This is a genomic window from Sphingomonas flavalba (assembly GCF_047553045.1).
In the GTDB taxonomy this organism is placed as follows: domain Bacteria; phylum Pseudomonadota; class Alphaproteobacteria; order Sphingomonadales; family Sphingomonadaceae; genus Sphingomonas_L; species Sphingomonas_L flavalba_A.
The window spans coordinates 2,800,859-2,825,662 of sequence record NZ_CP180208.1; the positions used below are offsets into that span (position 1 = coordinate 2,800,859).

18 protein-coding genes are annotated in these 24,804 nt (G+C 69.9%); 8 read left to right on the forward strand and 10 right to left on the reverse strand.

Going from position 1 to position 24,804, the window contains the following annotated elements; all coding sequences use genetic code 11:
- Positions 1–382 precede the first annotated feature (382 nt).
- Complete coding sequence (locus tag ACMT1E_RS13430) at positions 383–3,346, forward strand: TonB-dependent receptor domain-containing protein (protein ID WP_414900862.1); 2,964 nt, start codon at positions 383–385, stop codon at positions 3,344–3,346.
- A 140-nt stretch (positions 3,347–3,486) separates the two neighbouring features.
- On the opposite strand, the gene ACMT1E_RS13435 is transcribed toward ACMT1E_RS13430, so the two are convergent.
- The 5 genes from ACMT1E_RS13435 to ACMT1E_RS13455 all read right to left on the reverse strand — a co-directional run bounded on the left by ACMT1E_RS13435 (position 3,487) and on the right by ACMT1E_RS13455 (position 8,117).
- Entirely contained in the window at positions 3,487–5,358 is a 1,872-nt protein-coding gene (locus tag ACMT1E_RS13435; RefSeq protein WP_414900864.1) for a 2OG-Fe(II) oxygenase family protein, read from the reverse strand.
- Between the two features lie 61 nt (positions 5,359–5,419).
- Positions 5,420–5,854: a hypothetical protein gene (locus ACMT1E_RS13440; RefSeq protein WP_414900865.1), complete on the reverse strand. Its 435-nt coding sequence runs from the start codon at positions 5,852–5,854 to the stop codon at positions 5,420–5,422.
- Positions 5,851–6,330, reverse strand: a complete 480-nt coding sequence (locus ACMT1E_RS13445; protein WP_414900866.1) for a hypothetical protein — start codon at positions 6,328–6,330, stop codon at positions 5,851–5,853. The genes ACMT1E_RS13440 and ACMT1E_RS13445 overlap by 4 nt, the downstream gene beginning before the upstream one ends.
- A complete protein-coding gene (locus ACMT1E_RS13450; protein WP_414900867.1) occupies positions 6,327–7,091 on the reverse strand; it encodes a hypothetical protein in 765 nt (254 codons plus the stop codon). The genes ACMT1E_RS13445 and ACMT1E_RS13450 overlap by 4 nt, the downstream gene beginning before the upstream one ends.
- Complete coding sequence (locus ACMT1E_RS13455; RefSeq protein WP_414900868.1) at positions 7,092–8,117, reverse strand: hypothetical protein; 1,026 nt, start codon at positions 8,115–8,117, stop codon at positions 7,092–7,094.
- A 179-nt stretch (positions 8,118–8,296) separates the two neighbouring features.
- Here ACMT1E_RS13455 and ACMT1E_RS13460 point away from each other — a divergent pair, with 179 nt between their 5' ends.
- A complete protein-coding gene (locus tag ACMT1E_RS13460; protein WP_414900869.1) occupies positions 8,297–9,088 on the forward strand; it encodes a DUF2189 domain-containing protein in 792 nt (263 codons plus the stop codon).
- Here ACMT1E_RS13460 and ACMT1E_RS13465 read toward each other — a convergent pair whose 3' ends face one another.
- The 4 genes from ACMT1E_RS13465 to ACMT1E_RS13480 form a co-directional block, all read right to left on the reverse strand.
- Positions 9,089–10,435, reverse strand: a complete 1,347-nt coding sequence (locus ACMT1E_RS13465) for an efflux transporter outer membrane subunit (RefSeq protein ID WP_414903436.1) — start codon at positions 10,433–10,435, stop codon at positions 9,089–9,091. It lies immediately after the preceding gene.
- Positions 10,436–10,494: 59 nt separating this feature from the next.
- Positions 10,495–13,656, reverse strand: a complete 3,162-nt coding sequence (locus tag ACMT1E_RS13470; protein WP_414900870.1) for an efflux RND transporter permease subunit — start codon at positions 13,654–13,656, stop codon at positions 10,495–10,497.
- Between the two features lie 3 nt (positions 13,657–13,659).
- Positions 13,660–14,820, reverse strand: a complete 1,161-nt coding sequence (locus ACMT1E_RS13475) for an efflux RND transporter periplasmic adaptor subunit (protein WP_414900872.1) — start codon at positions 14,818–14,820, stop codon at positions 13,660–13,662.
- Positions 14,821–15,063: 243 nt separating this feature from the next.
- A complete protein-coding gene (locus tag ACMT1E_RS13480; protein ID WP_414900873.1) occupies positions 15,064–16,593 on the reverse strand; it encodes a M23 family metallopeptidase in 1,530 nt (509 codons plus the stop codon).
- A gap of 199 nt (positions 16,594–16,792) precedes the next feature.
- On the opposite strand from ACMT1E_RS13480, the gene ACMT1E_RS13485 reads away from it, so the two are divergent.
- The 6 genes from ACMT1E_RS13485 to ACMT1E_RS13510 all read left to right on the forward strand — a co-directional run bounded on the left by ACMT1E_RS13485 (position 16,793) and on the right by ACMT1E_RS13510 (position 22,368).
- Positions 16,793–19,297: a helicase-related protein gene (locus ACMT1E_RS13485; protein ID WP_414900874.1), complete on the forward strand. Its 2,505-nt coding sequence runs from the start codon at positions 16,793–16,795 to the stop codon at positions 19,295–19,297.
- On the forward strand, positions 19,287–19,556 hold the full coding sequence (locus ACMT1E_RS13490; protein ID WP_414900876.1) for an RNA-binding S4 domain-containing protein: 270 nt from the start codon (positions 19,287–19,289) through the stop codon (positions 19,554–19,556). The genes ACMT1E_RS13485 and ACMT1E_RS13490 overlap by 11 nt, the downstream gene beginning before the upstream one ends.
- A gap of 86 nt (positions 19,557–19,642) precedes the next feature.
- Entirely contained in the window at positions 19,643–19,981 is a 339-nt protein-coding gene (gene fdxA, locus ACMT1E_RS13495; protein ID WP_414900877.1) for a ferredoxin FdxA, read from the forward strand.
- Between the two features lie 228 nt (positions 19,982–20,209).
- On the forward strand, positions 20,210–20,752 hold the full coding sequence (locus ACMT1E_RS13500) for a CarD family transcriptional regulator (RefSeq protein ID WP_414900879.1): 543 nt from the start codon (positions 20,210–20,212) through the stop codon (positions 20,750–20,752).
- 117 nt (positions 20,753–20,869) lie between these two features.
- Positions 20,870–21,604, forward strand: a complete 735-nt coding sequence (locus ACMT1E_RS13505; RefSeq protein ID WP_414900881.1) for a head GIN domain-containing protein — start codon at positions 20,870–20,872, stop codon at positions 21,602–21,604.
- A gap of 50 nt (positions 21,605–21,654) precedes the next feature.
- Positions 21,655–22,368: a GIN domain-containing protein gene (locus ACMT1E_RS13510; RefSeq protein WP_414900883.1), complete on the forward strand. Its 714-nt coding sequence runs from the start codon at positions 21,655–21,657 to the stop codon at positions 22,366–22,368.
- A 23-nt stretch (positions 22,369–22,391) separates the two neighbouring features.
- On the opposite strand, the gene ACMT1E_RS13515 is transcribed toward ACMT1E_RS13510, so the two are convergent.
- A complete protein-coding gene (locus ACMT1E_RS13515; protein WP_414900885.1) occupies positions 22,392–24,785 on the reverse strand; it encodes a TonB-dependent receptor in 2,394 nt (797 codons plus the stop codon).
- Positions 24,786–24,804: the final 19 nt, after the last annotated feature.

Sequence of the window (24,804 nt, forward strand, 5' to 3'; positions counted from 1 at the left end):
GGGCAATCGGCACGGCCTGTCCCCGCCACGGGCGGGACGGACAAAAGCCCTTGCGTTCGTTCGCGGAAGTTGTATATGATTTTACATATAGTTTATACACATGAATTTACATGTGCGTGGCGCCGGACCCCGCGCTTCGCGGCAACCGGCGACGGAAGGGATGGCGTCTGATGGATTTGAGAAAAGACTAGATTATCGGCGTTTCCCGGGGGGCGGCAGGCCCTTCGCTGACCCGCCTGCCGGCGGCAGCGAAGGCGCCCCACCGGACAGGCGGCCAGGGCCAGAAGCCGTAACACGGCCGGCCCCGGCACATCGGCCACCACTGGCCGAGACAGTGCGTCCGCACGGGCGCGCGTGACCTTATGCAAAGGGGGGTTATGCCATGAACAACACCGCACGTACCAACATCCGCACCCGGTTCCTGACCACGGCAGCATCGACGCTGCTGGTCGCCGGCCTCACGACGCCGGTCTATGCCCAGTCGGGCGGCGGCACGTCCGAGAGCCAGCCGGACGAACCGGTCATCGTCGTCACCGGATCGCGTATCGCCAGCGCGGCGCTGACCGCACCCAACCCGATCTCGCAGGTGTCGTCCGAGGAATTCACCCTGAGCAGTTCGGCCACGGTCGAGAATGTGCTCAACACCCTGCCGCAGGTCGTGCCGGGCGAATCCGGTTTCACCAACAACGAGAGCAGCGGCGTCGCGACCGTCAATCTTCGCGGCCTGGGTGAGCAGCGCAACCTGATCCTGGTCAACGGCCGCCGCTACATCTTCTTCGACGCACGCCAGGTGACCGATCTCAACACCATCCCGACCGCGCTGGTCGACCGGGTGGAACTGGTCACCGGCGGTTCGTCGGCGGTCTACGGTTCGGACGCCATCTCCGGCGTCGTCAACTTCGTGCTCAAGAACAATTTCCAGGGTCTGGAAGCAACCGCCCAATACGACATCACCGGCCATGGTGACGGGGCCAAGCTGAACCTCGACGTCATCGTCGGCGGCAATTTCGCCGAGGATCGCGGCAACGCGACCTTCTACGTCAATTACTTCAAGCGCGACCCGACCATGGCCGACGCGCGCGCGCGTTCCACCTGCTTCCTGGAGGATGCGGTCGTCGCCGGCTCGCCGACGCTTCAGTGCGGCGGCAGCGCCGGCATCCCCAACGGCCGCTTCGCCGGCCTGCCGCTCGGCGCCCAGCTCGCGGCACGGCCGCAGGTCGGGGCGGCGCTCGATGCGCTCGGCCTGACCGGCATCGACGCGAACGGCTTCAAGCTGGACGATACCGGCGCCATCCCGTCGCGCTTCGTCGTCCCCGGCGACCGCTACAATTTCAACCCGGACAATTACCTTCAGCTTCCGCAGGAACGCCGCATCCTAGGCGGCATGGTGAATTATCACATCACCGATTCCGTCGAAGCCTATATGGAGGGCATCTACACCAACAACATCGTCGAAACGCAGTATGCGGCGACGCCGGTCGGCGGCAGCTACCGCTTCCAGGTCAACAGCCCCTATCTGTCGCCGGGGCTCCAGAACCTGCTGCGCGCGCTCGACGATACCGAAACCAGCGCCGCCACCCGCGGCGACGGCTTCACCACGCTCAGCATCGGCCGCCGCATTTCGGAAGGCCGGGTGAGGACCTCGCAGTTCGAACGCAATGCCTGGCGGCTGGTCGGCGGCCTGCGCGGCGACATCGGCTCGGCCAGCGACAGCTTCCTGACCGATCTGAAATTCGACGCCTATTATTCCTATGCCCGCACCCGCAATGTCACCAATTCGGAAGGGGTGATCCTGCAGGCGGCGTTCACCCAGGGCGTCACCACCGTGTTCCGCAACCCGACCACCGGCGCGACAAGCCCGTTCCCGTTCGCCGGCGTCGCCAATGGCGGAGAACTGGTCTGCGAAAACCCAGCCAATGGCTGCGTACCGCTCAACATCTTCGGCCCGAATATTTCCGATGCGGGCATCGGCTTCATCACCGGCCGCACGACCAGCAGCCAGGAAGCGAAGATGCAGGTGGCGACCGGCGTCATCACCGGCAAGCTGTTCGAGCTTCCCGCCGGCCCGGTCGGCTTCGCCGCCGGCGTCGAATGGCGTGACGTTTCCGCCTTCTTCATCCCGTCGCAGGGCGGCGTCGGCGATACCGGCCAGATTTCCGGCGGCGGCTACAGCATCAAGGAACTGTTCGGCGAAGTCCGCGTGCCGGTATTCGACGGCTTCGAACTGAACGGCGCCTTCCGCTATTCCGACTATTCGCTCCGCAATGTCGGCGGCGTGTGGACCTACGGCGGTGGCGCCACCTGGCAGATCATCCCGGAACTGATGGTCCGCGGCCAGTATCAGCGCGCCGTCCGCGCGCCGAGCGTCGACGAGCTCTACCGCGCCCAGTCCGGCATCTCCGAAGCGGCGACCGATCCGTGCGCGCTGCCGACGGCGGCGACCAACGCGACGATCCAGGCGCTGTGCGTCGCCACCGGCGTGCCGTCGGCCGCTGTCGGCAACAGCGGCATCCAGCCCAGCTTCCAGTTGCGCGGCATCGTCGGCGGCAACCCGGATCTGGAGGAAGAAACCACCGACACCTTCACGCTGGGCGCGGTGTTCCGGCCAACCTCGCGGATGAGCTTCACCGTCGACTACTATAACATCTCGATCAAGGACGCGATCTTCCGCGCGCCGCTGAACAGCGTTCTCGACCTGTGCTATAACGTGTTCCAGGACGCGACCAGCTTCTACTGCCAGTCGGTCGCCCGCCTGCCGGACGGCACGATCGGCAACCCTGGCGGGGTCAGCGCGCCATTCGACAATATCGGCGCGATCAAGACCGACGGCGTCGACGTCTCGGCGGCCTACACCTTCGACGTCAGCACGCTGCTCGGCGGCGACAGCAAGTTCAGCATCGCCGGTTCGGTCAACTGGCTGAACAAGTTCGAACTGAACCCGGTCGCGGCGATTTCCAGCCTGGTCAATGCCTGCCAGGGCGCGTTCGGCCTGACCTGCGGCGAACCGCTGCCGGAATGGAAGGGCACCGCCCGCGCCACGCTGAACGTCGACGACTTCACCGCCAGCATCCGCTACCGCTACCAGGGCAAGGTGACGGACGACCGGGTGACGCGCGGCCTGCTGACGGCCAGCCAGCTCGCCGTGCCGGTGATCAAGCCGGAACATTATTTCGACCTGTCGCTCAGCTACGACATCAAGCCGCTCACCCTGTTCGGCGGTGTCGTCAACATCTTCAACAACAAGCAGCCGCTGATCGGCAGCTCGCAGGAACAGCTTAACACCTTCCCGAGCACCTACGATCCGCTGGGCGTCCGCTTCTACTTCGGGGCGACACTGAAACTCTGACCCGGCGTGCGGCGCCACCCCCGGCGCCACTCTTCCCTCGCCGGCTATCGGGTGCCGGGCGGTCACGGGCCGCCCGGCCCTTTTCGTGCGGGCGGGTGGGGGCGCGGGCCGGTGCCGCTTCCGCCCAAGACGCACAAACTCTACCCCCGCTCCGGCACCACGTCGAAGGCAATGGTCGTGCGGTGGGCGTCGTCGTCGAACGGCACCGTGCCGTGGTAGAAATAGGACGGGAACAGCACCAGCTTGCCCACCGCCGGGCGGATCGCCCGCGCCACCCGCTCGCGCGCACCCAGCGCCAGCGCCGTCTCGCCAAACTTTATCCAGCCCTGCTGGCCATCGCCGCGCGCCACCGCCGGCGGCAGGCCGACATAGTAGCAGGAACTGATCCACCCTTCGGAATGGACGTGGTTCAGGTGGAAACCCTGCCGCCGCAGCCGGACGGACCATGACCCGGAAAAGCGGAACCCGGCCGCCTTGCGGCGCAGGAATGGATGGTCGGCATCGTCGGGCAGCGCGGCGATATAGGCGCCGACCGCCTGTTCGATCATCGCCTTCACCGCGCGGATCTCCGGCGCCGGCTGGTCGAACAACTCGCCCATCGTCTGGGTGCCCTGGCGCAGCGTCTGCTCCAGCGGATATTCGCTGGTCACGTGCAGCCTGACCAGCGCCGCCTCCAGCCGTTGGTTGAACGCCGCCGCCCCGCCCCATTCCGCCGGCGGCTCCAGCGTCTGCTCGGCGATCAGCCGGTTATAATCGTTCAGCCGCTCGGCGCGCGGGTCGCCCAGCAGGCGCCAGGCCAGCGCCTGGAACGCGATCGCCTGCTGGTCGTCGGGGTGGTGCTCGATCACCGGCGCCAGCGCCGCCAGCGCCTCGTCATAGCGTTCGCGCACGATCAGCGTCCGCACCATGTCCAGCCGCGGGCCTTTCCGCTCCGGCGCGGTGGCAATGGCAGCGGCAAAGGCACCCAGCGCCCGGTCCTCCGCCCCCGCCGCCGCCAGCGCCTGCCCCAGCCGTTCGTGGACCTCGCCGCCGCCGACCCCGCGCGCCAGCGCCGCTTCCAGCATCTGCGCCGCCTCTCCAGTCCGCCCGCCCAAACTCAGCCGGTTGGCGAGGTCGGCGAGCAGTCCGGCATCGTTCGGGTCGCGCTGCAACGCGCGAGCGTAGCTGGCGAGGTAGTGTCCGTGGTTGCCGGTCTGCCAGTAGAGCCGGTTGAGCGAATCATGGCTGTCGCGGTCACCGGGGTTCAGCGCCACCGCCCGCTCGTAGCAGGCCGCCGCCGCGTCCAGCCGGCCAAGGTCGTAATGGCAATGGCCAAGGTTGTAGTGGATGGCGGCGGTGTCCGGGCTGGCCGCCGCGCATTGCTCCAATATCGCCGCCGCCTCCGCCGCCCGCCCGGCCAGCCGCAGCGCGATCGCGTAATTATGCAGCGTCGGCACATGGCCAGGCCGGATCGCCAGCGCCGTCTGGAACGCCTCCAGCGCCGCCGGCAACCGGCCCAGCGCGCGCAGCGCCCGGCCCAGAGCAGACCACGCGCCGCCGCTCCGCTCGTTGGCCCGCGTCGCCGCCTCCAGCACCTCCAGCGCCGCCGCCGCGTCGCCCACCGCCAGATAGGCGAGACCAAGATTGGTCAGCGCCTCGCCAAAGCCCGGCCGCCGCCGCGCCGCGTCGCGATAGGCGGCGATCGCCTCGTCCGCCCGCCCCAGATCGCGCAGCGTATTGCCCAGCGTGTTGAGCACGTCCGGCTGGTCCGGCCGCGCCGCCAGCGCCCGCTGGAAATACCCGACCGCCGCCGCATTGTCCTTGCGCCCCCGCGCGATCATGCCGAGCAGCTGCAGCGCATCCGGCTGGTCCGGCGTCGCGGCCAGCATCTTGCGCAGCGCCTGTTCGGCGGCACCGGTCTGCCCGGCGCGCGCCAGTGCCAGCGCCCGTTGCAACGTGTCGCCGCTCATCGCCGCTGTCCGTTTGCCCGGCGGCGCATCGCCATAGAACCGCTCCTTCGCTTGCCGCCGCATCGTGCCAGATACACCGCGCAAACCCAAGGGAATCACCGCATCGCCCCACGCGGCTCAGGCGCTACTCCACCCGCCGCACCACCCGCCGGTCACCCCGGCGAAATGTCGCGCGGCTCGATGTCAGCGCGATCAGCCGCCAGCCGTCGACCCGGTCGCCGACCTTCAGCGTCCGTGTCCGCCCGCCGCCGATCCTGACCATCGCGCGGCCGGCGCGCGGAAAGCGGCCGACGATCCCGGCCAGGTCCGGCCCGTCGTCGGTCTGCGCGGTGTCCGTCTCCACCGCCGGCGGCCGGGTGTTGCCGAACGGGTGGCGCGCCGCCAGCCTGTCGAGCGGCACCGCGTCGGCGACCTGCATCGTCGCCGGGCGCGGCAACGGCGCGGTGGGCGGAGGCGCCCCGCCCACCCGCAGCAGCCATAGCGGCACCGCCAGCGCAGCCAGCGCGGCGGCACCGACGATCAGCGTCGGCGTCCGGTCGGCGGGCACCGGCGGCTTCATCGCGGCTGCCACAGCGCCAGCAGCGTGCCGTCCAGCCGCACCCCGCCCGCCGCCTCGTCCCGCGCCAGCGTGAACCCGGCAAAGCGCACCCCCGGCCGCGCCGCCTCGATCCGCGCGACGAAACGCAGCAATGCGTCGCCGTCGCCATGGGCGCGCAGCGCCAGCCGGATCAGCACCGGGTCGCCGACGACCGGCGCCGCCACAATCCCGTCGACGGCAATGCCCCGCGCCGCCGCCCGCAACGCGGCGGTCAGCGCCGCGATCGCCGCTGCCCGATCGCCCTCATGACGGGTCACCGCCGCCGGCCAGCGCATCGTCGGCGTCACCCCCGCCTCCGCCCGCGCCTCCAGCAGCGCGCGGTGTGCGCGCAGTTCGCGCAATTCGGCCAGCCCGGCACGGGCATGACGCCCGGCCAGCGCCACCGCCGCGCCCCACGCCGCAAGAAGCAGCGCAAGCAGAATAAGCGCGCGGTTCACGGGCGCGCCTCGAACCGGCTGCGAATGCCGCGATCGGTCACCGGCCATTGGCCGGTGCGACGGAAGCCGGGCAGCGAAACACGGTCCGGATCGGCGGCGTCGATCTCGATCGTCACCAATCCGCTGTCGTCGCGGCGGATGGCGTGGATCGCGGCGCCCGCCGGCATCGCGCGGATCGCGTCGGCGGCCAGCGCGCTCAACGGCGGCCGGGCCAGCGCCGGGCGCAGCCGCTCGGCCAGCGCCCGCTGCACTTCCGCCCGCTGCGCCGCGCCATTGTCGACCGCCGCAATCGCCCGCCTTTCGCTGGCGGCAAGCACCCCGGCGACGAACGCCGTCGTCAACGGTATGGTCAGGATCAGGCCGAGCGCGGCGAGCAGCGCGATCACCGTCCGCCGCGCCGCAGGCGTAGAGCCGCTGCCGCCTTCCACCAGCACGAAGCGTTCATGGCCGTCGCGGGCAATCACCGTCGGCCCGCCGATCAGTGGCGCCTTGCGCCGCGCCGCCGCGATCGCCGCCTTGCGCGCCATCGCGACCCGCACCTGCCGCCGTCCGCCGGCACCGGTGGTGACATGGGCGGTCCAGCGCAACTGCTCGGGCGGAATCGGCGCCATCGCTGCGACAATCGCCGCAACCCGGCCACCGGGCGGCAACGGCGCGGTCATGACATGGACGTCGGCCGGCGCCAGTTCCACCACCTCCGGCTTGCGCTCGCCCTTCGGTGTCAGCCGCCCGGCGAGGGCGTCGACCCACCAGGCCAACATTCAGCCGCCCACCAGCAACGCGACCGCGCCGGCGAAAGCGGCAATGCCCGCCGCCTGCGCCCAGCCGCCCCAGCGCGCCACCGCCGCCGCCCGGTCCGCCCCGGCAATGCCCAGTCCATAGCGGATCACCCGCGCGACCACGCCCCCTGCCGCCGCCGCCAGAGCGGCCAGCCACAGCGCCCCCGCCGACGCGAACAGCGCCGTTGCCGCCAGTGCCCACGCCGCAGCAGGGGCAAAAGCGGCAACCAGCGCCGCGCGCTCCTCCGCCGCCGCGCGCATCCGCCCGGCGGCGACACGCAGCGCCACCGCCAGTGCATGCGGCCCGTCCGCCGCCGCCAGCGCCGCCAGCGCCGGCCCGCCGATGCGCGGTTCGCCCGCAAACATCTCCGCCGCCGTGGCGCCACGCTCGGCAAGCCGGGCCAGCACCGCCCGTTCCGCCGGTCGCACCGCCGCGGCCAACGTCGCAATTCCGGCCGCAAGCCCGCCTTCGCGGGCGCAGGCATCGGCAATCCGTTCGATCAGGGCCGGGGTCAGACTGGGGCTGGCGCGTTCGATCAGGCTGACCGCGCGGGGCGGCGGCGGTGCCGGCGGCGGCAGGCCCAGCGCCTGTTCAATGGCGCTGAGCGGCGCGACACACGGCGTCACCGGTCGCCCGGTCGCAAAGCTGAGCGCGGCCAACGTCTCGGTATCGGTCGGGTCGGCCATCGCCGCGACCAGCCCGGTCGGGCCGTCGGCGAACAGGAAAGTCGCCCGCCGCGCCAGCAACGCACCGTTGACCCCGGCCGGGCGCGGCCGGGCCGGATCGACACTGTCGGCCAGCGGCAGGCCGGTCACCGCGGCAATTGCCGCCGCCATCGCCGCATCGGCGACATGGCCGTTGCGGACCAGCCAGGTCGTCGGTCGTTCGCCACTGTGCAGGCAGGCGGCGCGCGCCTGCGCGACCCCGCCCGAATCGACCACGCCACGCGCGATCAGCGCGGCGAGCAACGCAGCCTGGTCGGCGGCGGGCGCGGGTAGGGTCGCCATTCCCCCGCCTCTAGCGCGCTTCGCCCGCCATCGCCACCCCGCCGCCACGGCCCGTCTCGTTACGCCACCGTATCGGCGGATTTGGGGAACGGCGCAAAACGGCGTATAGAGGGCGGGTCAGGTCGGGCGGTGCGCCCGCGACGCGCACCGCTTCCCGGCCCAGCGACGGGAGAATGGCGATGGACACGGCACTGCCTGCTTCCTCCACTCCGGTTCCCGGCACCCCGACGCTCAGGCGCATCGGCACCGCCGATCTGCGCTGGGCGCTGGCGGCGGGCTGGCGCGATTTCCGGGCGCGGCGCGGCGACCTGATCTTCGCCGGGCTGCTCTATCCGGTCATCGGGTTGCTGGTCAGCGGTCTGGCGCTCGACCGGCGGCTGTTCGCGCTCGCCTTTCCGCTGATCGCCGGCATTTCCATCCTCGGCCCGGCGGTCAGCGCCGGCTTCTACGAACTCGCCCGGCGGCGGGAGGCCGGGCTGGATTCCGGCTGGCGCCATTTCTTCGATCCGGTACGTGGTCGCTCGCGGGTGCCGTTGGCGACGCTGACGCTGGTCCTCGCGGTGCTGTTCATGGCATGGCTCGCCGCCGCCTGGGCGGTCTACGGCGCGACGATGGGGCGCGCGCCGCCCGCCGATGCCGCCGCCTTCGCCGCCCGGCTGTTCACCACGGCGGACGGCTGGACGATGATCCTGCTCGGCAATCTCGTCGGGCTGGCCTTCGCCGTCGCCACCCTCGCGATCAGCGCGGTGTCCTTCCCGATGGTCGTCGACCAGCCGGTCGACGCCGGCACGGCGATGGCGACGTCGCTGCGCGCCTTTTCGGCGAACCGGGCGGTGTGGCTGAACTGGGGGCTGCGCGTCGCGCTGATCCTGTTCGTCGCGGCGATCCCGCTGTTCGTCGGGCTGGCGGTGGCACTGCCGGTGCTCGGCTATGCGACCTGGCACCTCTACACCCGGGCGGTCGCGCGCTGATCAGCCCCCGGCCGGCGCCGCCATGTCGACCAGCTGGTCGCCGCCAAGCGCGCGGTAGACGGCAACAAGGTTGGCGGCACGCGCCAGCCGCGTCGCGGCGACGGTGCGGCGCGCCTGATACAGCGTGCGCTGGGCGTCGAGCAGGGCAAGGTAGCCGTCGATCCCCTGTTCGTAACGGGCGGTGGTCAGGGTCAGTGTATCGACCGCCGCTTCCTGCCGGCGGATGTCGGCGGCAAGCTGCTCGTCGATCGTCGCGCGGCGGGCCAGCGCGCTGACCACGTCGCTGAACGCGGTCTGGATCGCCTTCTGATACTGGGCAAGGGCAGCGTCGCGCTGTGCCTTCGCATAAGCAAGGTTGCCGCGATTGGCCCCGCCGTCGAAGATCGGCAGCGTCGCCTGCGGCGCCACCTGCCAGGTGAACGCGTCACCGGTGAACAGCGCGGACAGCGCGCCGCTGGCCAGCCCGGCAACCGCCGTCAGCGAAATGGTCGGGAAAAAGGCCGCACGCGCGGCGCCGATCCGGGCGTTGGCGGCGCGCAGGCCGTATTCGGCCTGCACCACATCCGGCCGGCGCAGCAGGATACGTGAATCCAGCCCGGCCGGCACCACCGCCAGCAGCCCCTCGACTGTCTCAATCGCCGCCGGCAACGCCGCGTCGGCAACCGGCGCGCCGACCAGCAGCTCCAGCGCCGCGCGGTCCTGCGCAACCTGCGCGGTCAATTGCGCCTTGTCCGAACTGGCCTGCGCCAGCACCGTTTCGGCCTGGCGCAGCGCGGTGCGCGGCGCGACGCCACCTTCCAGCCGGGCACGGGTCAGCGCGACGCTACGCGCCGCACTCGCCTCGGTTTCGGTGGCGATGGTCAGCAGGCTGCGGTCGGTGGCCAGCGCCAGATAGGTGACGGCGACTTCCGCGACCAGGCTCAGTCGCGCCGCGCGCAGCGCCGCCTCGGTTCCCAGATAATCGTCGAACGCGGCGGCGCTCAAACTGCCGAGCCGCCCGAACAGGTCAACCTCGAACCCGCTCAGCCCGCCGTTCAGCGTATAGGCCTTGCTGATCCTGTCGCCGCTTTCCCCGACGCTGCCGCGCCCGCTGACGTCGACCGGGGGCAGCAGTCGCGCGTCCGCCACCCGCGCGGTTGCGCGCGCCGCTGCGACATTGGCGACGGCGCGGCGCAGGTCCTGGTTGTTGGCCAGCGCCTGGTCGATGATCGCCTGCAGGGCGGGGTCGGCGAACATCGCGCGATAGGTCAGCGTCGGCAACGCCGCCTCATCGGCGCGCAGCTCCGCCGCCCCGGCCGGCCAGGACGGCGGGATCGCCGGTTCCGGCCGCTGATAGGCGGGCGCCATGCTGCACCCGGCCAGCGCGGTCACCGCCGCCAGCGCGGCCAGCCGGTTGCGGAGGCGGGTCACGCCACCGCCTCCGTCGCCGGGGCATGGCCACGGAACAGCCGCCGGACCAGCACGAAGAACAGCGGCACGAAGAAAATGGCGAGCAGCGACGCGGTCAGCATCCCGCCGATCACCGCCGTGCCGATCGCGATCCGGCTCTGCGCGCCGGCGCCGGTCGACAAAGCGAGCGGCAACACGCCGAAGATGAACGCCATGCTGGTCATCAGGATCGGGCGCAGGCGGATGCGCGCCGCTTCCAGCGCCGCGTCGATCGGGCTTCGCCCTTCCTTCTCGGCGCGCTCGGCGAACTCGACGATCAGGATCGCGTTCTTCGCCGACAAGCCCATCGTCGTCAGCAGGCCGACCTGGAAATAGACGTCGTTCTCCAGCCCGCGCAGCGCCACCGCCAGCGTCGCGCCAACCAGCCCGAGCGGAATGACGAGGATCACCGCCAGCGGGATCGACCAGCTTTCGTACAGCGCGGCAAGACACAGGAAGATGACGAGCAGCGACAGCGCATACAGATAGGGCGCCTGCCCGCCGGACAATTGCTCCTGATAGGACAGGCCGGTCCAGGCCAGGGCAACCCCCGGCATCTCCGCCACCAGCTCGGCCATCCGCTTCATCGCGTCGCCGGAACTGCTGCCAGCGGCGGCATCGCCCTCGATCTCATAGGACGCAACGCCGTTGAAGCGGCCCAGCGTGTTGGGCGTCTGCTCCCAATGGGTGGAGGCGAACGCGGAAAACGGCGCCATCTCGCCGGAAGAAGCGCGGACGAACCACGCACCCAGATCCTCCGGCCGGCTGCGGAACGGCGCATCGCCCTGGACATAGACGCGCTTCACCCGGCCGCGGTCGACGAAGTCGTTGACGTAATTGCCGCCCCACGCCGCCGACAGGGTCGAATCGACATCGGACTGCGCAATGCCGAGCGCGGCCACCTTCTCCTGATCGACGGAGACCGACAGGGTCGGCGAATCCTCCAGGCTGTTCTGGCGTACCGAGGTCAGCACCGGGTCGGCATTGGCGGTGGCGAGCAGCGTCGCCAGCCGCTGCTTGAACTCCTCGCGGCTGAGGCCGCCGGCATTGAGCAGTTCCATCGAGAAACCGCTCGACTGGCCAAGGCCGCGGATCGGCGGCGGGTTAAGCACGAACACCTGCGCGTCGCGCAGATGGGCGAGCGCGGCATTGGCGCGGCGGTTGATCGCGGCGGCGCTGTTGTCCTTGCCCGGCCGCTCGTCCCACGGCTTCAGCGACAGGAAACCGCGCCCGGCATTCTGGCCCTGCCCGGCCTGGCTGGCGCCGCTGACCGTATAGACGGTGGCGATATTGTCGCTTTCCTCCTCGCGGAAATAACGTTCGATCTCCAGCGCGGCGGCCAGAGTGCGGCTCTGCGTCGCGCCGGGCGGCAACGTATACTGGAGCGACGCCCGCCCCTGATCCTCCGCCGGAAGGAAACCGGTCGGCAGCCGGATGAAGGTAACGACCAGCACCGCCAGCACCGCCGCGAACACCAGCAGGGCGGCCGGCACCCGTTCGAAGATCGCCCGCACCGCGTCGCGATAGCGCTTCGACATCCGCGCGAACCAGGCGTTGAACCGGTCGCCGGCACGGCGGGCGCCGGCGACGAAGCGGTTGCCACCCTCCGCGTCGTCCGTAGCGCCGGCGGGCCGCCGTTTCAGCAGCGACGCGGTCAGTGCCGGGGTCAGGATCAGCGCGACCAGCACCGACAGCACCATCGACGACACCATGGTGATCGAAAACTGTTTATAGATCACCCCGGTCGATCCGCCGAAAAACGCCATCGGCAGGAACACGGCGGACAGCACCAGCGCAATCGCGACCAGCGCGGTCTGGATCTCGCCCATCGACTTGATCGTCGCTTCGCGCGCGGTCAGGTGCGGCTCCTCCTCCATCACCCGCTCGACATTCTCGACGACGACGATCGCGTCGTCGACCAGCAAGCCGATGGCAAGAGCCAGCCCGAACAGAGTCAGGGTGTTGATCGTGAAACCGGCGGCGGCGAGGATGCCGAACGTGCCGAGCAGTACCACCGGCACCGCGATCGCCGGGATCAGCGTCGCCCGCCAGCTTTGCAGGAACACGAACATCACCAGCACGACGAGGATGATCGCCTCGATCAGCGTCTTCACCACCTCGATGATCGACAGGCGGATGAAGGCGGTGGAATCGTTCGGCAGAGCGTAAGTCACACCGGGCGGAAAACTGTTGGCCGCCCGTTCCTGGATGAAGGCGCGCACCTGGCGCGCGGTCTTCAGCGCATCGGCGCCGGGCGCGAGCTGCACGGCGATGCCGGCGCCGGGGTGGCCGTTCAGCCGGCTGACGGTGGAATAGCTCTCGCTGCCCAGCTCGACGCGGGCGACATCCTGCAACAGCACCTTGGCGCCGTCGCTCTGGGTTTTCAGGATGATGTTGCGGAACTGTTCGGGCGTGCTCAGCCGCGACCGGGCGGTGACGACGGCGTTCAGCATCTGGTCGTCGGGTGCCGGCTGGCCGCCGATCTGGCCGGCGGCGACCTGGGTATTCTGCGCCTGAATCGCCTGGATCACATCGCGCGGGATCAGCTTGTAATTGGCCAGCTTGAACGGATCGAGCCAGATGCGCATCGCATATTGCGATCCGAACACATTCACGTCGCCGACGCCGTCGATCCGGCTGATGTCGTCCTGCAGAGTACTGGTCAGGAAATCGCTGACGTCGCGGCTCGTCATCCGATCGGTCTGGTCATAGATCGACAAAACCATCAGAAAATCGGCGTTTGACTTGGTGACCACCAGCCCTTGCTGCTGCACCTGCTGGGGCAGCCGGGGCAGCGCCTGCTGCACCTTGTTCTGTACCTGCACCTGGGCGATGTCGGGGTCGGTACCCTTAGCGAAGGTGACCGACACGTTGACCCGCCCGGCCGAACTGGACGAGGACGAGAAATACAGCAGCCCGTCGATGCCGGTCAGCTGCTGCTCGATGATCTGGGTAACGCTGTTCTCGACCGTTTCGGCCGACGCGCCGGGATAGGCGGCGCGGATGTTGACCGACGGCGGCGCGATGTCCGGATATTGCTCGACCGGCAGGGTCAGGATGCCGCCGAGCCCGACCAGCATCACGACAATCGCGATGACCCAGGCGAAGATCGGCCGGTCGATGAAGACGCGCGACAGCATGGGTTAACTGCCCGCGCCGCGGCCGGTGGCGGCCGGGGCGGCCTTCGACCCCGCCGGCACCGGTTTCACCTTTTCCCCCTGCTTGATCCGCCCCAGCCCCTCGACGATCACCCGGTCGCCCGCCTTCAGCCCGGCGGTGACCAGCCAGGCGTCGCCTACCGTCCGGTCCGCGACGATCGGCCGCGACACCGCCTTGTCGTCCGGGCCGACCAGCACCACCGTCGCCTTGCCGGTCGGGTCGCGCGACACGCCCTGCTGCGGCACCAGCATCGCGTTTTGCGCGGTCATCTGCGACAGGCTGGCACGCACGTACATGCCGGGCAGCAACAGGCCGGACGGGTTCGGGAAGCGGGCGCGCAGCGTCACCGCGCCGGTGCTCTGGTTGACAGTGACCTCGCTGAACTCCAGCCGGCCGGGCAGCGGATAGTCGCTGCCGTCCTCCAGCTTCAGCCGAACCTCGGCGCTCGACGGGGTGGCGCCGCCGCTCGCCAGACTGCGGCGCAGCGCCAGCAGCTCGGTGCTCGACTGTTGGATGTCGACGAAGATCGGGTCGAGCCGCTGGATCGTCGCCAGCGCCTGCGTCTGGTTGGCGGTGACCAGCGCGCCGGTGGTGACGAGGGACCGGCCGATGCGACCGGCGATCGGCGCCGGCACACTGGTGAAACGCAGGTTGATCCGCGCCGCCTCCAACTGGGCACGGCTTTGGGCGATCGCCGCCTCGGCCTGGCGGGCGGCGGCGAGCGCGTCGGTATAATCCTGCTTGGCGACCGCCTCGATCTCGGCGAGCGGGCGGTAACGGTCGGCCCTGGCCTTCGCCGCGCCATAGACCGCCTGGGCGTTGGCCAGATTCGCTTCCGCCTGGCTGACGGCGGCACGGTACAGGCTGGGGTCTATCTGGTAGAGGGTCTGGCCGGCGCCAACCATGCCGCCTTCGGCGAACTGCCGCGCCTTGATGATGCCGGAAACCTGCGGGCGGACCTCGGACGTCTCGAACGCGGCAGTGCGGCCCGCCAGCTCGCTGAACAACGGCACCGCCTCGGTCTTCACCACGACATAGCCGGCCTCCGGCACGCGGGTCTCGCGGTCGTCTCCGCCCCCGGCGCAACCGCTCAGGACGAGCGCGAGCATCGCCATCGGCAGCACGATTCCCGCCTTGGCCTTCATGCGGGCATTCCTTCTACTATCACAGGGCGCCGCGGGCGCGACCACCCAAACCGCCTACGGAACGACTGCTGCCCGAATCCGGCGGATTCACGCCATCCATCGGCGATTCGGACGCTGGCGATAGGCCATTGGCGGGGCGGAAGGTCAACCCTTGCGCCTGAAAATCAACACGGTTTGGAGATAAAAGCGTCAATCTGGACGGATCAGCTCCGCCATCGCGCCTTTTCGCCCCCGGAAAGCCGCTCAGTCGGCGCCTGACGCGGCCATCGCGGCGGCGGCGGTCGCCGTTGTCGGGGCGCGGGCACGTTCGCCGGGGCGCAGCGCCATCAGTCGGCCGAGCTGCGCCTTGAACGCCCGCAGCTCAGCCCCGGCGAGCTGCGCGGTCGAGGTGAATTTCACCGACAGCGGATTGACCGGCCGGCCGCCGCGATACAGCTCGTAATGCAGGTGCGGGCCGGTCGACAGCCCGGTGGATCCGACATAGCCGATCAACTGGCCCTGTCGGACACGCTGGCCATTGCGCGCGACAATCCGGCTCATATGGGCGTAACCGGTGCCGATATTGCCGGAATGGTTGATCCGCACGTAATTGCCGTGGCCGCCATGGCGCCCGGAAAAGCTGACGACGCCGTCCGCCGCCGCGTAGATCGGCGTGCCGGTCGGCGCGCCGAAATCGATGCCCTGGTGCATCCGGCTGTAACCGAGCAGCGGGTGCATCCGCATGCCGAAGGACGATGTCTGGCGGCCGGTCACCGGCCGCGCCATCAACCCCTTGCGCTCGCCGACCCCGCTGGTGTCGAACCACTGGCTGCGCCCGGCTTCTTCCCAGTTGAGTAGCCGCACCTGCCGCTTGCCCTGGCTGAGGCCGGCGTAGAGTAGCTTGCCGGTCTCGGTCTCTCCCGTCTCGGCACGGCGGTGGGCGACGATGATGTCGAACGTCGCCGCCGACCCGATCGATTCGACCGGCGTCTTGCTGGCGATCGCCTTCAGATAGGCTTCGACCACCTTGGCCGGCGCCCCGGCGGCACGGGCCGACCGGTACAGGCTGGAACCGACCGTCCCCTGAATCCGCAGCGGCGTGTCGTCGACCGCGATCGGGATACGGCGGACGCGGAGCGCGCCGTCGATCCGCTCGACCGCCAGCTTCAGGTCGAAACGGGCACGAAAGCCAAGGCCGTCAAGCGGGCGCGGCTGGTTGCGGTCGGGCCGGCGGCCGAGATGGACGTCGAGGCGGGTGCCGGCGGCAATGTCGGTCAGCGGCACGACGCCGCCGACCAGCGCCGCGACGGCCTTCGCCTCGTCGGCGCCGACCCCGGCGCGCTGGAGGACCCGCGCGAAGCCGTCACCCTGGCCGATCGTCGCGCTGAGCTGGATCGACGGGCGCTCCGGCGTGTCGGTCAGCGGCTGGACCAGTTCGGTCGCCGCCATCCGCCGCCCGGTGTCGCCGCCCCAGGCGAGCGGGGCAATCGCCAGCGCCCGCGCATTCTCCCACGCGGCGGGGGGCATCGGCGCCGGCGTCGCGCCGGGTATCGCGTCGGAAAGACCGGGGGACAGCGCCATCGCGGCGGTGCACAGCGCGCCAAGCGTCGCCAGCCCGCGCCACCAGACCGCCGATCCGATGCGATGGCCGAGGTCGGGCACCAGTTCGACATTGGCGAGGTGGTCGTGAACACGGTCGAGCGGCGATGCAGTGACGACGCGGCGCCCGAATGCGGGCGTGCGGTCAAGCGCTGCGGCGGCTGAGCCGAATCCGAAGTCCTGGCGCTGATACAATGTTGGGAAAGCCCCCGAAATCCGCCCCGGCCGCCTAGCGCGCGGTCCGGCGAAGTACTGTGGCCGGATCACGGTTAAAGTCAAACTAACACAGGCGCGCACGATTTGCCGCTGCGGTGAATCGTTGGCTGCCGGCGATAAAGCGTTCGGCGGCGCCGCGGCGGTTGCGCTTGACGCGCGCATCGCCGATCTAACGGGCATGACTGCGTTCGCGTCCTCCCCGGTGGCGGCGGTGCTCGGCCCGACCAACACCGGCAAGACCCATCTCGCGGTTGAGCGGATGTGCGGCCATTCGAGCGGAATGATCGGCTTTCCGCTCCGCCTGCTGGCGCGCGAGGTCTATGACCGGGTCGTCGCGATCAAGGGCGTGGCATCGGTCGCGCTGATCACCGGCGAGGAAAAAATCGTCCCGCCAACCGCGCGTTATGTCCTGTGCACGGCGGAAAGCATGCCGCTCGACCGCGACGTCGCCTTCGTCGCGATCGACGAGGCGCAGCTCGGCGCCGACCCGGAACGCGGCCATGTCTTCACCGATCGGCTGCTGCGCGCGCGCGGGCGAGAGGAAACGCTGATCCTCGGCGCCGACACGCTGCGGCCGATGCTGCGCGCGCTGCTCCCCGGCACGGAAGTGATCGCGCGGCCGCGCTTCTCCACCCTCGCCTATGCTGGCGAAAAGAAACTGTCGCGCCTGCCGAAACGCTCGGCCATCGTCGCCTTCTCCGCCGAAGAGGTCTACGCGGTGGCGGAAATGCTGCGGCGGCTGCGCGGCGGCGCGGCGGTGGTGATGGGCGCGCTGTCGCCGCGCACCCGCAACGCCCAGGTCGCGCTGTTCCAGGCGGGAGAGGTCGACTATCTGGTCGCGACCGACGCGATCGGCATGGGGCTGAACATGGATGTCGCCCATGTCGCCTTCGCGTCGCTCACCAAGTTCGACGGCCGCCGCCAGCGCCGGCTGACCCTGGCGGAAATGGCGCAGATCGCCGGGCGCGCCGGCCGCCACCAGCGCGACGGCACCTTCGGCACGCTGGCCGGACGGGACACGTTCCGGCCGGAAGAGGTCGCAGCGATCGAGGAACATCGCTTCCCGCCGCTCGACCATCTCTACTGGCGCGACGGCGCGCCGCCGACCGACACGCTCGACGGACTGATCGCCGCGCTGGAACGACGACCGGACCAGCCGGCGCTGCGCGCCGCGCCGGAAGCGACCGACCTTGCCGTGCTGAAACGGCTGGCGGGGGAAGACTGGGTCCGCGCCCGCGCCGCCGACCCGGCGATGGTCACGCGGCTGTGGGCGGCGTGCGGCCTGCCCGATTTCCAGAAGACCGGCGCCGATCAGCACAGCCGCTTCGTCGCCCGTGTCTTCCGCGCGCTGAGCGAGGGGAACGGCCATGTCCCGCACACATGGTTCGCCGACGCGATCGCCCGGCTCGACAATGTCCAGGGCGATGTCGAGACGATCGCCGGGCGGATCGCGGCGGCACGCAGCTGGGCCTATATCGCCAACCGCGCCGACTGGCTGGCCGAACCGGCCCACTGGGCCGAACGCGCCCGCGCGCTGGAGGAACGGCTGTCCGACGCTCTGCACACCGGCCTGACCCAGCGCTTCGTCGACCGGCGAACGACGGTGCTGATGCGCGAGCTCGGCGCCGACGCCGCGCTGCTGCCGGTAACGGTCGACGCCGCCGGGGAAGTGCGCGTCGACGACGAGCCGATCGGCACGCTGACCGGCTTCGCCTTCCGCCCCCTGCCCGACGCGCGGGCGGCGGACCATCGCAAGCTGATCGCCGCCGCCGAGCGTCGGCTGGCCGGCGAGCGCGCGGCGCGGGCGCGGGCATTGGCCGCCGACGGCGACGACGGCTTCGCGCTGCTGACCGAGGCCGGCGCCCCGCCGGCCATCGCCTGGCGCGGGCTGCCGGTGGCGACGCTGGGCAAGGGAAAGGGGCTGTTGCGCCCGGCGGTGCGGCTCGACCGAGCGATCGCCGCCTTGCCGGACGCGCAGCGGGCGGCGATCGCCGCCCGGCTGACGATGTGGGTCGACGCGCAGGTCGCACGGCTGCTCCAGCCGCTGGCACGGATCGCCGCCGCCGGGCGCGACCCGCAGACGCCGCCGCCGCTGCGCGCACTGCTCGTCCCGCTCGGCGAGGCGGGCGGGCTGATCGCGCGGCCGGTGGTCGAACCGGCGCTCGCCGGTCTCGACAAGGTGCTGCGCTATCAGGCGCGCAGGCTTGGCATCACCATCGGCGCGCTCGACATATTCGTCGCCGCGCTGCTGAAACCGGAAGCGATGCGCTGGCGGCTGGCGCTTGGCGCGGCGCTGGCGGATGGGGGCATGCCGCCGGTGCCGCCGGCAGGCGCGGCGCTGCTGCCGTTCGATCCCGTCCATGCGGCCGCCGGCTACCGCCCGCTCGGCGATCAGATGCTGCGCGTCGATCTGGTCGAACGCATTGCCCGCGCCGCCCATCAGGCGCGCGACGGCCGCCGCCGCTTCGCCCCCGATCCGTCGCTAGCGACGTCGATGGGGCTGAGCGCCGCCTCCCTCGCGCGGCTGATGGAAAGCCTGGGCTTCCGTGCCCAGCCCGCCGGGGCGGAGCAGGCGGCGGGCTGGACCTGGGCGCCGCGCCGCCGGGCGCGCGCGTCCGCCGCCATTGCCCGTCCGGGCAATGCCTTCGCCGCGCTGGCGGCGCTCGGTCGCCATGACGGGTGAGGCGCTGCGCCTCGACAAATATCTGTGGTTCGCGCGGCTGGCGCGCAGTCGCGCGGTAGCGCAGGCGCTCGCCGAGGCAGGCCATCTGCGGATCAACGGCCGGGTCGTCGACCGCGCCCATGCGCCGGTCCGCGTCGGCGACGTGCTCAGCTACGCGGCCGGCGGCCGGGTGCGGGTGATCCGGATAGAGGCTATGCCGGCGCGGCGCGGCCCGGCGGCGGAAGCACGCGCCTGCTATACCGACCTCGTGCCGGAGTGATAACGACTTGCAACAGGCCGCAAAACATTGACGGGCGGAGTCGGGCGCAATAGCGGGGGGCGAATGCCCCTTGGAGCCGTGTTGCCATGACCTACGTCGTTACCGATGCCTGCATCCGCTGCAAGTATATGGATTGCGTCGAAGTCTGTCCGGTCGACTGCTTCTACGAAGGCGAGAATATGCTGGTCATCAACCCCAGCGAATGCATCGACTGCGGCGTCTGCGAACCGGAATGCCCGGCCGAGGCGATTTTGCCGGATACCGAAAGCGGGCAGGAACAGTGGCTGGAACTGAACGCCACTTTCTCGACCCAGTGGCCAAACATCACCCGCAAGCGGGAACAGCCGGCCGACGCCGACGAGCATAAGGGCGAGGAAGGCAAGTACGACAAGTATTTCTCGCCGGAGCCGGGCCAGGGCGACTGAGTCGCCTACCACCGCCACACCCGATGAAAGCCCCGCTATTCCGCCGTTTTGACGGTGGGCTGGCGTTTTTGCTGCGAATCTGTTAAATCAGTCGCCGATCGCAACGCATGTCCCTCATCGCGTCCGCAAGAAAGGCTGTTCTATCCCGCCCTCACGAGTGCCTTGCGCCCTTCAGGCGAATGCTCTCGCGCGGATGCGCATCCCAATTCAAGAAAGGTCGCTAAGCAAATGGCTGCAAAGGCGCTGAGCTTCGATGTCGGTGATTATGTTGTCTATCCCAAGCACGGTGTCGGTCGGGTCGTCGAACTCCAGCGACAGGAAATAGCTGGGATCAACCTCGAACTATACGTCCTGCGCTTCGAAAAGGAGCGGATGACCCTGCGGGTGCCGACCAACAAGGCCGAAAGCGTCGGCATGCGCAAGCTGTCGTCGGACAAGACACTGCAGGAAGCCTTGCAGACGCTGACCGGCAAGCCGCGGGTGAAGCGCACCATGTGGTCGCGCCGCGCGCAGGAATATGAAGCAAAGATCAACTCCGGCGATCTGGTGTCGATCGCCGAGGTGGTCCGCGACCTGTTCCGCGCCGACGACCAGCCCGAACAGAGCTATTCCGAACGTCAGATCTTCGAGGCCGCCGCCAGCCGGCTCGCCCGCGAACTGGCCGCGATGGAACAGGTCGACGAACCGAAGGCGCAGGCCAAGATCCACGAGATCCTCGACAAGGCCGCCGCCATCCACAACAAGGCCAAGGAAAGCGCGGTCGAAGCCTGACCGGCAGTCCCAGCGAACAGGTCTGAAAAGGGGCGGTCCGGCGGGCCGCCCCTTTTTTGTGGACCCACTCCCCATCCTTGCCGTATTATGACGGCAATACAGCAAGGAGATACCGCCATGCGCATTTTCGCCGCCGCGCTGCTCGCCACCGCGCTGGCCGCCTGCACCCCAGGCAGCGCCAGTAACAGCCAGGCCAGCGGCCAGACCACCAGCCGCAGCTTCCCCGCCAGTGGCTTCGACCGCATCCAGCTCGCCGGGTCGGACCGGGTGATCGTCAGGGTCGGCGAACGCGAATCGGTGACCGCCACCGGCGACACCGCCGTGCTCGACCGGCTGGAGATAGAAGTCCGCAACGGCCGCCTCCGCATCGGCCGCAAGCGCAACAGCGGCTGGGTGCTGTTTTCCGACGGGTCGCGCGGCCACGCCACCGTCACTGTCACCCTGCCGAAACTGACCGAAGCGACGATCGCCGGATCGGGCGACATGGACGTCGACCGCGCGTCGGGCGACCGGTTCGACGCCGGGATCGCCGGATCAGGCAATTTGCGTCTCGCCGCGCTGGACGCCGGCAGCGCGTCGTTCGACATCGCGGGGTCGGGCGACCTCGTCGCCGCCGGCACCGCCGGCACGATCGCCGTGTCGATCGCGGGATCGGGCAATGTCGACGCCGCCGCGCTGAAAACCCAGCGTGCAAAGATTTCGGTCGCCGGCTCGGGCGGCGTCCGCGCCGGTGTCGACGGCGAAGCGGATGTATCGATCATGGGGTCGGGCGACGTCGCGATCACCGGCAAGGCCAGTTGCCGGGTCTCACGCATGGGGTCCGGCACGGTGCACTGCCCCGCTCAGGGCTGAGCAGCGACAGCGCCGTTGCGGCGGCCCGCGCCGGCGGGCATGGTCGGTGGATGCCATCGCGCCGCGCCCTGCTCTCCGCCATCCTGTTCACCGCCGCCGCGACGCCCGCCGCCGCCGCCGAACGGACGATCGGCATTACCAGCTTCGACCGGATTCTGGTCGAGGGGCCTTATGCGGTCACCGTCGTCACCGGCCGGGCGGTCTCGGCGCGGGCAACCGGCGCGCTGCGGGGGCTGGACGGCCTGTCGCTCAGCGTTGACGGCACGACGCTGCGGGTGCGGGCAACCGGCAGCGCCTGGGGCGGCTATCCGGGCGAAGCAGCCGGGCCGGTGCGGCTGGCGCTGACCACCCCGTCGCTGTCCGTCGCACGGGTTCTCGGCAACGGGGCGCTGACCGTCGATGCGATGCGCGGCCCCCGGGTCAGCCTTGGCGTCGAAGGCGCCGGCACCCTCGTCGTCACCCGGGTCGATGCCGATCGCACCGATCTCGCGCTCGCTGGATCGGGAAGCCTGACCGTCGCCGGCACCGCCAAGGCGGCGAACGCCGTGGTCCGCGGCAACGGCGCGCTCGACGCGGGCCGGCTCGCGGCGAACGATCTCACCGTCAACAGCCAGGGCGGCGGCCAGCTCACCGCCCGCGCCGGCCACGCCGCGACCGTCATCGCCAACGGAACCGGTGACGTGACGATCCTCGGCGCCCCCGCCTGCACCGTCCGGCATCAGGGGTCCGGCACCGTCCGCTGCGGCGACGGCCCGCCGCGCTGACCGCGGCAGGCCCGCGCCCACACCTAGAACGCCGCCTTCACGGTCAGGCCATAGGTCCGCTGGTCGCCCGGCTGGCCGATCACCAGCCCGGTATTGCCGGACTGGACCGACAGGAAGTCGAAATAATTGACGTTGAACGCGTTGCGCACCCAGCCATAGACGTCCCAGCCCCCGGCGGCGCGGAAGCCAAACCGCAGGTTCGACAGCGCATAGCCCTTGATGTCGGTGTAGCGCGAGCGTGACGGGTTGGACGAGAATGTCGACCGGTAACTGCCGTCGAAACCGGCATAGACATGGCCGTCCTGCCCCAGCACATGCGCCGGCACATTATATTCGCCCCCATAGGACAGCGCCCATTTCGATACGCCGGGCAGGATCTGGCCCGATATGTCGCAGAACGGCAGGCTGGGGCCGCCCGGCGTGCCGGCCGGCGCCGGTGTCTGGCCGGCGGCGACAGCGGTGCCGCCGGCCAGTTCCGGTGGGCAGGGCGCATCGACGAACTTCGCATATCTGGCGTCGGTGAACGCGCCGTTCGCGTACAGGCTAAGCCGCTCGCTCGGTCTTAGCGCGAAATCCGCCTCGATGCCCCTGACCCGAACCTTCGCGGCATTGGCAAGATAGCCGCGGATCACGCCAAGCTGCCCGTTGGTGACGGTCGCCTGAAAATTCTTCACGTCGGTCCAGAAGCCGGCGATGTTCAGCGTCGCCCGCCGGTCGAGGAACTGGGTCTTCAACCCGACCTCGAAGTGGTTGACGCTCTCCGGCTTCACCGTCTGCACCGCCAGGATCGGGTTGTTGGCGGCGTCCAGCGGCAGGCCGGACAGGTTGATGCCGCCCGACTTGAAGCTCCTGGCATAGGTCGCATAGCCAAGCACGTCCGCCGCGAAATCGTACGACAGGGTGAAATCGTAGGACAGGTTCCAGTCGCTGAACTTCGGCTGGTAACTCTGCGGCGCCAGCACCCCGCGCTGGTCGGAATTGAGCGTGGTGCCGCCGCTCCCCGTCACCACCGTCGCGATGTAGGACCCGCTCTTCTTGTCGTAATTGACGCGAAGGCCGGGCTGGACGCGCAGCCGGTCGGTCAGCTTCCAGGTCAGCTGGCCGAACGCGGCCAGGCTGGTGTTGCTGAAATCGATATCGTTGTCGGACCGCAAACCGTCGAGCACCGTCGGGTCGAAAGCGGCAGGCCGCGCCGGGTTGATCAGCCAGCGGCTCGCTGCCGGCCCCTGCACCTGCACGCCCGACGTGTGCACCGTCTGGTGGAAACCGAACAGGCCGACGACATAGTCGACCGCGTCGCCGAACCCGGCATAGCGGATTTCCTGCGTCCATTGCCGCTGCTTCGACGGGTTGGCCGACACGGTGGTGATCGGCAGGCCGATGAAGTCGCGGTCGTTGGACGGGTCCCAGTTCCAGAACCGCCAGGCGGAAACGGAGGTCAGCGTCCCCGCCCCCAGCTCCCATTCGGCGCGCAGCGACACGCCGCCCAGCGCCTGCTTCGCCTTCAGATCGCCGTCGAGGTCGGTCACCCGGTCGAACGGGTTCAGGCTCGGCGGCGCATAGTTGAACGCTGCGGCCAGCGCCGCATATTGCCGGTTGAGCGGCCGCTGCGTCGCGCCGGTCCGCACATAGACCTGGCCGCAGCATTCCGGGTTCTGGCGGTTATAGTCGCCGGCCAGCGTCAGGTTCAGCGTGTCGGTCGCGCGCAGCAGCACCTGCGCTTTCAGCCCCAGATTGTCCTGCGCGTTGATCCGGTTGCCGGTCGCGACATTATACAGCGTACCGCGCCGGTGGGTGCCGGCGGCGGCGATGCGGATCGCCAGCCGATCGTCGATCAGCGGACCGGACACCGCCGCCTTGGCCTGCACGAAACCCAGATTTCCATAGCTGACCTCAATCCGCCCTTCCGGCGAAAAGCTCGGCGGACGGCTGGTGATGTTGATCGCCCCGGCGGTGGTGTTCTTGCCGTATAACGTGCCCTGCGGCCCACGCAGGATCTCGATCTGCTGGACGTCGAGGAAGTCGAAGGTCGTGGCGGCGCTGCGCGCATAGAACACCTGGTCGACATACAGGCCGACGCCCTGCTCGATACCGTCGTTGGTCAGCCCGAACGGCGCGCCCAGCCCGCGGATGTTGGCGGCGGAATTGCGCGGGTTGCTCGAAAAGAACTGCACCGTCGGCTGCAATTGCTGCAATTTGCCGACGTTGAAGCTGCCGGTCGCCTCCAGCGCGGTGTCGTTGACCACCGAAACCGCCAGTGGCACCTTTTGGATCTTCTCTTCGCGCCGCCGGGCGGTGACGACGATGTCGCCGCTCGCCGGGTCTGTCGCCGCCACCGCTTCGGCGGCCGCCTCGGCGCCCGGTGGCGCCAGCAGCGCGGCCAGACCGGCGCCGGCCATCAGCAGATATCTGTGCATGTCGTCCTCCCTTTTGAGG

Coding starts and splice junctions, on each gene's coding strand:
- ACMT1E_RS13430 (WP_414900862.1), top strand. CDS start 383: ATGAACAACACCGCACGTACCAACATCCGCACCCGGTTCCTGACCACG.
- ACMT1E_RS13435 (WP_414900864.1), bottom strand. CDS start 5,358: ATGCGGCGGCAAGCGAAGGAGCGGTTCTATGGCGATGCGCCGCCGGGC.
- ACMT1E_RS13440 (WP_414900865.1), bottom strand. CDS start 5,854: ATGAAGCCGCCGGTGCCCGCCGACCGGACGCCGACGCTGATCGTCGGT.
- ACMT1E_RS13450 (WP_414900867.1), bottom strand. CDS start 7,091: ATGTTGGCCTGGTGGGTCGACGCCCTCGCCGGGCGGCTGACACCGAAG.
- ACMT1E_RS13455 (WP_414900868.1), bottom strand. CDS start 8,117: ATGGCGACCCTACCCGCGCCCGCCGCCGACCAGGCTGCGTTGCTCGCC.
- ACMT1E_RS13460 (WP_414900869.1), top strand. CDS start 8,297: ATGGACACGGCACTGCCTGCTTCCTCCACTCCGGTTCCCGGCACCCCG.
- ACMT1E_RS13465 (WP_414903436.1), bottom strand. CDS start 10,435: ATGGCGCCCGCCTATCAGCGGCCGGAACCGGCGATCCCGCCGTCCTGG.
- ACMT1E_RS13470 (WP_414900870.1), bottom strand. CDS start 13,656: ATGCTGTCGCGCGTCTTCATCGACCGGCCGATCTTCGCCTGGGTCATC.
- ACMT1E_RS13475 (WP_414900872.1), bottom strand. CDS start 14,820: ATGAAGGCCAAGGCGGGAATCGTGCTGCCGATGGCGATGCTCGCGCTC.
- ACMT1E_RS13485 (WP_414900874.1), top strand. CDS start 16,793: ATGACTGCGTTCGCGTCCTCCCCGGTGGCGGCGGTGCTCGGCCCGACC.
- ACMT1E_RS13490 (WP_414900876.1), top strand. CDS start 19,287: ATGACGGGTGAGGCGCTGCGCCTCGACAAATATCTGTGGTTCGCGCGG.
- fdxA (WP_414900877.1), top strand. CDS start 19,643: ATGACCTACGTCGTTACCGATGCCTGCATCCGCTGCAAGTATATGGAT.
- ACMT1E_RS13500 (WP_414900879.1), top strand. CDS start 20,210: ATGGCTGCAAAGGCGCTGAGCTTCGATGTCGGTGATTATGTTGTCTAT.
- ACMT1E_RS13505 (WP_414900881.1), top strand. CDS start 20,870: ATGCGCATTTTCGCCGCCGCGCTGCTCGCCACCGCGCTGGCCGCCTGC.
- ACMT1E_RS13510 (WP_414900883.1), top strand. CDS start 21,655: ATGCCATCGCGCCGCGCCCTGCTCTCCGCCATCCTGTTCACCGCCGCC.
- ACMT1E_RS13515 (WP_414900885.1), bottom strand. CDS start 24,785: ATGCACAGATATCTGCTGATGGCCGGCGCCGGTCTGGCCGCGCTGCTG.